At 68.4% G+C, this 8,928-nt stretch carries 8 protein-coding genes and 1 pseudogene; 6 read left to right on the forward strand and 3 right to left on the reverse strand.

Going from position 1 to position 8,928, the window contains the following annotated elements; all coding sequences use genetic code 11:
- Positions 1-129 (reverse strand): NUDIX domain-containing protein (locus tag ABZZ74_RS51110; protein ID WP_356950986.1); only part of this gene is annotated, 129 nt, incomplete at its 3' end.
- 311 nt (positions 130-440) lie between these two features.
- Here ABZZ74_RS51110 and ABZZ74_RS51115 point away from each other — a divergent pair.
- The 6 genes from ABZZ74_RS51115 to ABZZ74_RS51140 all read left to right on the forward strand — a co-directional run bounded on the left by ABZZ74_RS51115 (position 441) and on the right by ABZZ74_RS51140 (position 7,792).
- Positions 441-1,583, forward strand: coding sequence for a helix-turn-helix domain-containing protein (locus ABZZ74_RS51115; protein WP_356950979.1), 1,143 nt, complete (start codon positions 441-443; stop codon positions 1,581-1,583).
- Between the two features lie 140 nt (positions 1,584-1,723).
- Positions 1,724-2,713: a fumarylacetoacetate hydrolase family protein gene (locus ABZZ74_RS51120; protein ID WP_356950980.1), complete on the forward strand. Its 990-nt coding sequence runs from the start codon at positions 1,724-1,726 to the stop codon at positions 2,711-2,713.
- Entirely contained in the window at positions 2,710-3,945 is a 1,236-nt protein-coding gene (locus ABZZ74_RS51125; protein WP_356950981.1) for a thiolase family protein, read from the forward strand. The genes ABZZ74_RS51120 and ABZZ74_RS51125 overlap by 4 nt, the downstream gene beginning before the upstream one ends.
- Positions 3,946-3,947: 2 nt before the next feature.
- A complete protein-coding gene (locus ABZZ74_RS51130) occupies positions 3,948-5,504 on the forward strand; it encodes an AMP-binding protein (protein WP_356950982.1) in 1,557 nt (518 codons plus the stop codon).
- Positions 5,505-5,577: 73 nt separating this feature from the next.
- Positions 5,578-6,084, forward strand: a complete 507-nt coding sequence (locus tag ABZZ74_RS51135; RefSeq protein WP_356950983.1) for a cupin domain-containing protein — start codon at positions 5,578-5,580, stop codon at positions 6,082-6,084.
- 214 nt (positions 6,085-6,298) lie between these two features.
- A complete protein-coding gene (locus ABZZ74_RS51140; protein ID WP_356950984.1) occupies positions 6,299-7,792 on the forward strand; it encodes a long-chain fatty acid--CoA ligase in 1,494 nt (497 codons plus the stop codon).
- 154 nt (positions 7,793-7,946) lie between these two features.
- Here the strand turns inward: ABZZ74_RS51140 and ABZZ74_RS51145 are convergent, their stop codons facing one another.
- Positions 7,947-8,138, reverse strand: a complete 192-nt coding sequence (locus ABZZ74_RS51145; protein WP_356950985.1) for a transposase — start codon at positions 8,136-8,138, stop codon at positions 7,947-7,949.
- 353 nt (positions 8,139-8,491) lie between these two features.
- A pseudogene (locus ABZZ74_RS51150) lies at positions 8,492-8,752 on the reverse strand (winged helix-turn-helix domain-containing protein); the annotation flags it as partial.
- Positions 8,753-8,928: the final 176 nt, after the last annotated feature.

Consider the following 8,928-nt stretch of genomic DNA (forward strand, 5'->3'; position numbering starts at 1 on the left):
GTCCTTGACACGGCAGCTGAGCCCGGCCTCCTCGGCCAGCTCGCGCACGGCCGCCGTGGGGAGGGACTCGCCCGGCTCCACGCCGCCTCCGGGGAAAGCGGGCGGGTTCGCGAAATTCTGGCCGCTCAGTCGCGGGAGCCTGCGCGTTGGTGGGCGGCAAGGCCCTCTGCACCGACGAGTTCAGTGCCTGACGTGGAGGTCGCCCGCCGGTTACGGGTGAGCGCGAAGTCGGCCTACTTGTGGCGACAGGCCTGGCGGGAGGGCGGGGAGGCGGCTCTTGCCTCGCGCGTTCCGGTCGGGCAGCGCTGCAAGCTGTCGGCCCAGTGCCGGCAGAAGCTGGCCGGGTACCACCCAAAACGCGACAGTCTCCCGCTGTCCGGTGCGCGGGCGTCGTGGCGCGCAGCCGGGGTCACGAACGGCGCGTGTGACATCATTACCGCATGTCGGAAGAGGTGCCGCACCCGGGCATCATCGAGCTCTCACGTGCGCTGGAGCGCGATACGGAGGTCGTTGAGCCGTCGGTGCGGCGGGTTTGGGACGAGGTCCCTTCCTACCTCGCAGCGACGCGCGAACAGCTTGAGGCCAGTGTTCGGCGGAACCTCCGCTTGGCGGCTCGCACGGTGCTGACCCGGAAGGTGCTGTCGCCAGCGGAAATCTGGGAGGCGGAGCAGGCCACTCTGGAGCGCCTGAGTGTCGGCATCCCGATCGAGGACATCATGACCGGTTTCCGCGTGTCGATCTCCTCGATCGAGGACCGGCTCATCGAACTCGCCGCGGTGTACGAGGTCCCTGCCGGCGACGTCGTGGCACTCACGCGGCTGTTGCGTCAGCTCGGCGATGCCTTCTCCGCGCGGGCGGCCTCGGCCTACCGCGAGCAGGGGGTGACGAGCGCCTTGGCCGAACAGCGTCGCCGCGACCGGTGGCTGTTGGCGCTGCTGACCGGCGATCTGGATGCGGTGGAAGTGGAGCACGGTGCGACGTCCTACCGGCTCGGACGGCACAGGGCCTACGTTCCCTTCTGCTCGGCCGGGCGCGGTCCGGGAGCGCTGGAGGCGCTGCTGGAGAACCTGACCGAGCAATTCCGCGGGCATGGCGTGGCAATGATGCTGCCTGTGGAGGACCAACTGGTCGGCATCCTGCCCGAGGCTCCCAAGGCCGTCGACGGGCACCTCATCGCTCTCGGGCCACCGGTCCGGCCGGACGAGACCGCGGCGTCGTTCGCGCTCGCCCGACGTGTCCTCGCCGCCGCCTCGGTGCAGTCCGACGGCGGTGTGCACACCGTCGAGGCCCTCGGCTGGCGCATCGGCGTGCCCGTCGTCCCCGAGCTCGCGGCGCTGGTGTCAGCCCGGTACCTGGATCCGCTACGGCAGGCCGGGGCGTTCGGCGACGAGGTGGAGCAGACGCTGCGCGCCTACCTCGAGCACGACCGGAGCATCCCGCGGACGTCCGAGGCCACACACCTGCACGTCAACACCCTGCGCTACCGATTGGCACGTTTCGAGGAGCTGACGGGCCGGTCCCTGGCGCAGACGGACACGTTGATCGAGCTCGCCTGGGCGCTGCAGCTGCGACCGCCTTCGTAGCCAGCTACGAAAACCAGGTGTCAGTTCAGGTTTCCTGTCTGTTTCATCCCGTCGCTCACCGGGTGCACATTGGCCGAAGCAGAGGCCGCCCCGGATCGCGGTGATGGTCTCGCCACGACCAGGGATGAGGGTGACAACCGGTGAAGATCGTGACGTTTGATGCTGGCGAGCCGCGGGTGGGCCTGATCCTCGAGGACGGTCGTGTCCTGGATCTGGCGGCAGCAGCGAGAATTCTCGGTGACGGCGTTGAGATCTCGGACCCGTCGATCTTCGGCAACGCCATCGCGCTGTTTGGAGCAGGACGGCCCGGTCTCGATGACGCGCGGCGGGTGCTTGACCGCGCGACGGGGGTGCTCGACCAAGAGCAGATGCGCGTGGCGGTGCTCGACGCGCCCCGTCTGCTCGCTCCCGTACCCCGGCCGCCGCGGGTGCGCGACTACCTCACGTCGCGTCAGCACGGCACGAACCTGGGGATGCCGCTGCAGGCTGCGCTCGAACAGATGCCGGTGTGCTATCAAAGCAACCACCTCGCCGTGGTGGGACCGGAAGCGGAGATCCCGTGGCCGGCCTACACCGATCAGCTGGACTACGAGCTCGAGCCCGCCTTTGTCGTCGGCGCGCCCGGCCGGGATATCCCGGTGTCCGAGGCGCTGTCACATATCGCGGGCGTCACACTGTTCAACGACGTCAGTGCCCGCGACATCCAGGGTTTGGAGATGTCCGCGCTGGGCGGACCGTCGAAGGGCAAGCACTTCTGCAACGCCGTCGGGCCTTGCGTTGCGACGCTCGACGAGGTCGAGGTCGATGCCTTCGAACTCGAGTCCCGTGTCAACGGCGAGGTGTGGGGTGGCCCCAAGCGCTGGTCGGCGGAGCACTCCATTGCCGAGGTGCTGGCGTTCGCCTCCTGGCAGGAGGACCTGGCTCCGGGCGAGATCGTCGCGCTCGGCACGGTCGGTCAGGGCTGCGGTCTGGAGATCGACCGGTGGATTCAGCCGGGCGACGTGGTGGAACTCGAAATGGCGGGAGTCGGCATCCTGCGCAACGTGGTCGGCCGGAAGCAGGGGCGGGGCGACGCAGGCATTCCCAGTTTCCGCGGTGCGGACCGGTTCGCCCCGGCGGCCCGCCGATGAACCCCACAGGCACCCGGGTGTGGATCGCCGGAGTCGGAATGACCCCGTTCGGCGTCCATCGCGACACGTCCGTATACGACCTGGTGCGGTGGGCGGTGACTGACGCGTTGCGTGACGCCGACGCGAGCCAGGACGTCCTTGACGTCGTGTTCTACGGCGCTGCCACACAAGGCCTCCTGCAGGGCCAGCACATGATCGCCGGCGAAATCGCCATGCGTCAGCTGGGCATCCAAGCCATCCCGGTGTTCAACGTGGAGAACGCCTGCGCTACCGGCTCGAGTGCCTTCACATTGGCCGTGGCGCACGTGCGCGCCCAAGCCGCAGACGTCGCGCTCGCCGTCGGTGCGGAGAAGATGCACATCGGCGATGCCGAACGGTCGATGGCGCTGTTCGACACCGGATACGACGTGAGGGACCGCGCTGCGCTCACAAAGACCCTGTACGACCTCGGCGGCGACGTCGACGAGCCCGACCTCGGCACACGGTCGATCTTCATGGACATTTACGCCGCCATGGCCCGTAGCCACATGCGTCAGTACGCCACCACTCGCGAGCAGATCGCCGCGGTCGCAGCGAAGAACCACGCGCACGCGGTGGACAACCACCGCGCCCACTACCGCAAGGCCATGTCCGTCGACGACGTCCTGGTTGCGCGCCGCCTCTCTTTCCCGCTCACCGTCCCGATGTGCGCGCCGTTGACGGACGGCGCCGCCGCAGTGATCGTCTGCAACGACAGCGGGCTGCAGAAGATCGGGGGTCGCTCCGGCGTCCAAGTTCTCGCCGCGGTCATGGGAACCGGTTCGGACCGCGACATCAGCACGTTCGACGATCACCTGAGTGCCAGAGTGGCCGCACGGGCCTACGAGAGCGCCGGCATCTCCCCGGGGGAGGTGGATCTCGCCGAGGTACACGACGCCACAGCCTTCGGCGAGATCCTGCAGACCGAGATGCTCGGCCTCGTGCCCGCCGGGGACGGCGGGCCGGCCGCCGAACGCGGCGACACCTCACTGGGCGGGCGGTTGCCGGTCAATCCCTCGGGTGGGTTGGAATCCAAGGGGCACCCCATCGGCGCGACCGGACTCGGGCAGCTGTTCGAGCTCACCCAGCAGCTGCGAGGTCGGGCCGGAACGCGACAGGTCGAGGGAGCCCGCATCGCCCTGGCCGAGAACGGCGGCGGGTTCCACCGTGGCGAGGAAGCGGTCGCCTCCGTCGTCTTGCTCGGAAAGGCGTGACAGTGGCGATCATCGACTTCTTCGACCGCGGATGGCGGATCAACCCCCACGGCATCGCCTACCGCCACGGCGACACGAGCCTGACCTTCGACGAAGCAGGCGAGCTGTCGTGCCGCATCGCCAACGCCTTGATCGACACCGGCGTGGGACGCGAGACCAAGGCAGCAGTGCTGTCCCCGAACAACCCGCTCGCGTGGATCTGCGTGCTGGGCATCTGGCGGTCCGGCGCCGCCTGGGTGCCGCTCAACCCAAGTCACCCCGTGAGCGACAACGTCGTTCTCCTCGACCGATTCGATGTCGAGGTCCTGTTCTACGCGCCGTCCGTCGCCGACCAGGTCGAACGGATGCGAGCTGAGTTGCCCGACATCACGGCGTGGATCGCCCTCGATGAGGGCACCGGCGACATCACGCTCGCAGACTGGGTCAGTGGCCACGCCGACACCCCGCCAGAGGTCGAGCACGACATGGACGACGTCGTCGCCGTCGCACCGACGGGTGGCACTACCGGGCTGCCCAAGGGTGTGATGAACACCCACCGGAGCTTCTCGACCATGGTCGTCCACCAGATGCTCGCGCTGATCTATCCAGCCGGTGCACCGATCGTGAATCTCGCGGCCGCACCCATGACGCACACAGCCGGGCTTTTCAGTCTCCAGGCGACGGCACGCGGCGGGACCACCGTGGTCATCGACGAGGCGCGAGCGGATTCGATCCTTGATGCCATCGAGCGGTACGGCGTCACCGAACTGTTCTTGCCCCCGACGGTGGTGTACCGGCTCCTGGCGCGACTCGAGCACCGCGAGGCGGACACCTCCTCGTTGCGGTACATCATGTACGCGGCAGCGCCGATGTCACTTGACAAGCTGCGCCAGGGGATCGAGCGGCTTGGACCGGTGTTCGTCGAGTGCTACGGGCAGATGGAGGCGCCGGCGGCGATCACCTTCCTGCGACCGGACGAACACCTCATTGACGGCGCCATCGCGCCGGACGAACGGCTGTCCTCGTGCGGTCGCCCCTACCCGCTCGTTCGTGTGGCAGTCCTGGATCCCAGCACCGGCGCGGAACTGGCCCCCGGCAGCACCGGCGAGATCTGTGTGCGTGGCGACCTGCTCATGAAGGGCTATTACAAGGACCCCGAACGCACGGCCCAGACCATCGTCGATGGCTGGCTGCACACCGGTGACCTCGGGCACCTCGACGAAAACGGCTACCTGCATCTCACCGACCGCAGGAAAGACCTGATCATTTCAGGAGGGTTCAACGTCTATCCCGGCGAGGTCGAGCAGGTCATCTGGAGCCACCCAGCGGTGCAGGACTGCGCGGTCGTCGGTACCCCGCACCCTGATTGGGGCGAGGCGGTCACGGCGGTGGTCGAGCTCAACCCGGGCGCGTCGGCGGATCCGGCCGAGATCCTTGCGCTGTGCCGTGAGCGGCTCGGCCCGATACGGACACCGAAAGACGTGATCTTCGTCGACCGACTGCCGCGCAGCCCCAACGGCAAGGTGCTGAAGAAGGACATACGCGCGACCTTCTGGGCCGGGCACGCGACCAACATATGACAGATCGTCGGCGTCAACCCCACTCCAACGGCGACAACGAGAGAAAGGAATGCACATGCCGAGGAAATATGTCATGGGCAACCGTGCCGATGGCCTGTCCGACGTCCTGCAAGACGACGAGATTGCGTTCAAAGGGCCGGCGTCCACTGTGGACCTCTGGATCAACAACTCGACACCGGCGGACCTCACCGCGACCGACGACCCAACCGTCGGCAAGAAGCTCGAGCACGAACCGCCGGACGGCGGCGCGACTTTCCGGATCGTGAGCTGGGCACCAGGCTTGTTCGACGATGCGACGCCTGAGCAGGTTCTGGAGTACCACACCTCGATCCAGAGCGCGCACATCCCCAGCACCGAGTACATCCGCTCAGCCAAGCACCCATCGATGCACCGCACGGACACCCTCAACTACTTCATCGTCCTTTCGGGCCAGATATGGGCCCTGACAGAAGGCCGCGACGTCCTCGTCAAGCCCGGTGACGTCCTCGTCCAGCACGGATGCATGCACGGCTGGCGCATCGAGGGAAGTGAGCCGTGCGTCATGGCCGCCGTGCTGATCGACGGCGAATGGCCGAAGTAAGCGGCTCCGACCCAGACAAAAGCCGCCGGCAACATGCGCTGCCGCTCGCGTGGATTCCAGTCGGCAGCTCAGCGAAGAACTCCGTGCAGGCGCGTCTCGGTGCATGAGGCGCAGGCGGAAGAGGACTTCCCCGACGGCAGCGGAGTCGTGCAGGTCGGCCGGGACGACGCCCGCCCCCCTCACCACCGGCAGCGTTCAATGTAAGGAGGGTTTCATGCCCAATCTGGCGGAATACCTGGTGCGGACCGCGCGGCGGCAGCCCGAACGGCCCGCCCTGCGGCTGGGAACCAAGACCGTCGACTACGCCGAGTTGGACGAGCTGTCCGCACGAGCCGCCGCGATGCTCCGCGCCGAAGGCGTCCGCACCGGGGACCGGGTCGCCCTGATGCTGCCGAACGTGCCCGAGTTCGTCGTGCTGTATTACGGCATCCTTCGCGCCGGCGCCGTCGTCGTACCCATGAATCCGCTGCTCAAGGTACGGGAGACGGAATATCACCTGCGTGATTCCGGGGCCGTGCTGCTCTTCGAATGGCACCTGGCCCCCGGTGAGGGTGCACTGGGCGCGGCGACCGTCGGGACGCGGCACCTGTCCGTCGAGCCGGACGCCTTCGGCACGCTCCTGGCCGGCCACGCGCCGTACCCCGAGGCCGCCGCCGTGCCGGAAGACGACGTGGCGGTGCTGCTGTACACCTCGGGGACCACCGGCCGCCCCAAGGGCGCCGCGCTCACCCACGCCGGCCTGCGCCACAACACCGAGACCACCGTCGCCGACGTGGAACAGCTGACCCCCGACGACGTCATAGTCAGCTGCCTGCCGCTCTTCCACATCTTCGGCCAGACGTGCGCCATGAACGCCGCCGTACACGGCGGGGCCACACTGGTGCTGGTCCCGCGGTTCGATCCGCAGACCGTCCTCGACACCATCGCTCGCGACCGGGCCACCGTCTTCGAAGGCGTCCCCACCATGTACGCGGCGCTGCTCGGGCATCCGGGCGCGGAGCGGGCCGACACCTCCAGCCTGCGCAGGTGCGTCTCCGGGGGCGCCGCCCTGCCGGTCGAGCTCCTGCACTCATTCGAGCAGACCTTCGGCTGCGTCATCCTCGAGGGCTACGGCCTGTCCGAGACCAGCCCGGTGGTCGCCTTCAACCACCCCGACCGCCCGCGCAAGCCCGGATCCATCGGCACTCCCGTCCGCGACGTCGAGGTCCGGCTGCTCGACGAGGGCGGCAAGGCGGTCGCGCCGGGCGAGGTGGGTGAAATCGCCGTCCGCGGGCCCAGCCTCATGAAGGGATACTGGAACCGTCCCGAGGACACCGCCGCGGCCATCCCCGACGGCTGGCTGCGCACCGGCGACCTCGCCCGTCAGGACGACGATGGCTACCTCTACATCGTCGACCGCAAGAAGGACCTCATCATCCGCGGCGGTTACAACGTCTACCCCCGCGAGATCGAGGAGGTCCTCTACGAGCACCCCGCCGTCGCCCTCGCCGCCGTCCTCGGCGTGCCCGACGAACGCCTCGGCGAGGAAGTCGCCGCGGCAGTCGTCCTGCGCCCGGGCGCCCTGGCGACCGCAGAGGAACTCCGCGAGTTCACCAAGCAGCACGTGGCCGCCTACAAATACCCCCGCCACATCTGGCTGATGGACGCATTGCCGATGGGCCCCAGCGGCAAGATCCTCAAACGCCGGATCACCGCCCCGGCCCCCTGAACCCGTGCCTCCCGTGAACGCTTCAACCAGCCGTGACTGCGCAGGCAACGACACGGGCACGTCGCGTCATGTCGGCCTGCCGATGACTCAGCATGTGGAGTGCGCGGCGATCCGTGCCCCTGCCGCGAAGGGCGGTCTTACTGACTTCGGCGCTTCAAGGCGATGATGGTGGGAGGTCGAGAGAGGCCCACAGGAACTCGACCGCGTTCAGCTCGGGCGCGTAGGCGGGCAGGATGAACACCGTCAGCCAGTCCCGGGCGTCGACCAGGTCGCGCATGGCGCGGGAGACGTGGGTGTTGAGCCGGTCCCACACGAGCTCGATCGGTGCCTTGACCAGCTGGTGCATCCCCCTCGATCAGGCCGATGAAGTCCTGCTCGGACTAGGCTGCGGCGCTCGCCCTTGCGCCCAGTGTGGCGCCGCAGCCGATGACACAGCCAGGTCCGCGAGCCGGGTCGCATCGCGATCATCGCGGCGGCCGAGACCCGGCCGGAGCCGCGGCCGCAGACTCTCACGACCGGGGTGATCCCGTGTCGTCCCCAGGTGCGGCACGTCGGCGGCCTGCGGGTGAATCCGGCTTCGTCCTCGAAGCAGATCCATCCCTGGCAGGCCGCCCGGGTGGTTTTTACCTGCGTCCAGGTCGCCTCCTTCCAGGCGGCCACGGCCTGCTCGTCGCGTTCCGCGGCCCGCCGGGCGGGAACCTGCGGGGTGAAGCCGAGCCGGTGCATCAGCCGGGTGGCCCCCGAGACGCTGTAGGAGACGTGGAACTTCCGGCCGATCAGCGTGGCCACCCGCGCGCCGGTCCAGACCTGGTCCTGGTCCCAGCCGTGCGCGGCCGGCCCCTCCTCCAGGTACCCGGCCAGCTTCTGCCGGCACTGGGCCGACAGCTTGCAGCGCTGCCCGACTGGCCCGCGCGAGGCCAGAGCCGCCTCCCCGCCCTCCCGCCAGGCGTGTCGCCACAAGTAGGCCGACTTCGCGCTCCATCAACGGACTGAGGTCGCTCAACTTCATGCCGCCAGGTGTACAGCAGCTTCTCAGTTGCATTCCCCCCTGCTCCAGTTCAACCGTCTTTGGCAGACGGCTCCACGAAGGTCGCTTTCCTTCCAAGTGCAGGTGCAGCCGCGGGTGCCATCCACCA

Source organism: Streptomyces sp. NPDC006476 (genome assembly GCF_040612015.1).
Classification (GTDB): domain Bacteria; phylum Actinomycetota; class Actinomycetes; order Streptomycetales; family Streptomycetaceae; genus Streptomyces; species Streptomyces griseorubiginosus_B.

Excerpts from the sequence above, each read along its gene's own strand:
- ABZZ74_RS51140 (WP_356950984.1), top strand. The coding sequence starts at position 6,299 with ATGCCCAATCTGGCGGAATACCTGGTGCGGACCGCGCGGCGGCAGCCC.
- ABZZ74_RS51135 (WP_356950983.1), top strand. The coding sequence starts at position 5,578 with ATGGGCAACCGTGCCGATGGCCTGTCCGACGTCCTGCAAGACGACGAG.
- ABZZ74_RS51125 (WP_356950981.1), top strand. The coding sequence starts at position 2,710 with ATGAACCCCACAGGCACCCGGGTGTGGATCGCCGGAGTCGGAATGACC.
- ABZZ74_RS51145 (WP_356950985.1), bottom strand. The coding sequence starts at position 8,138 with ATGCACCAGCTGGTCAAGGCACCGATCGAGCTCGTGTGGGACCGGCTC.
- ABZZ74_RS51115 (WP_356950979.1), top strand. The coding sequence starts at position 441 with ATGTCGGAAGAGGTGCCGCACCCGGGCATCATCGAGCTCTCACGTGCG.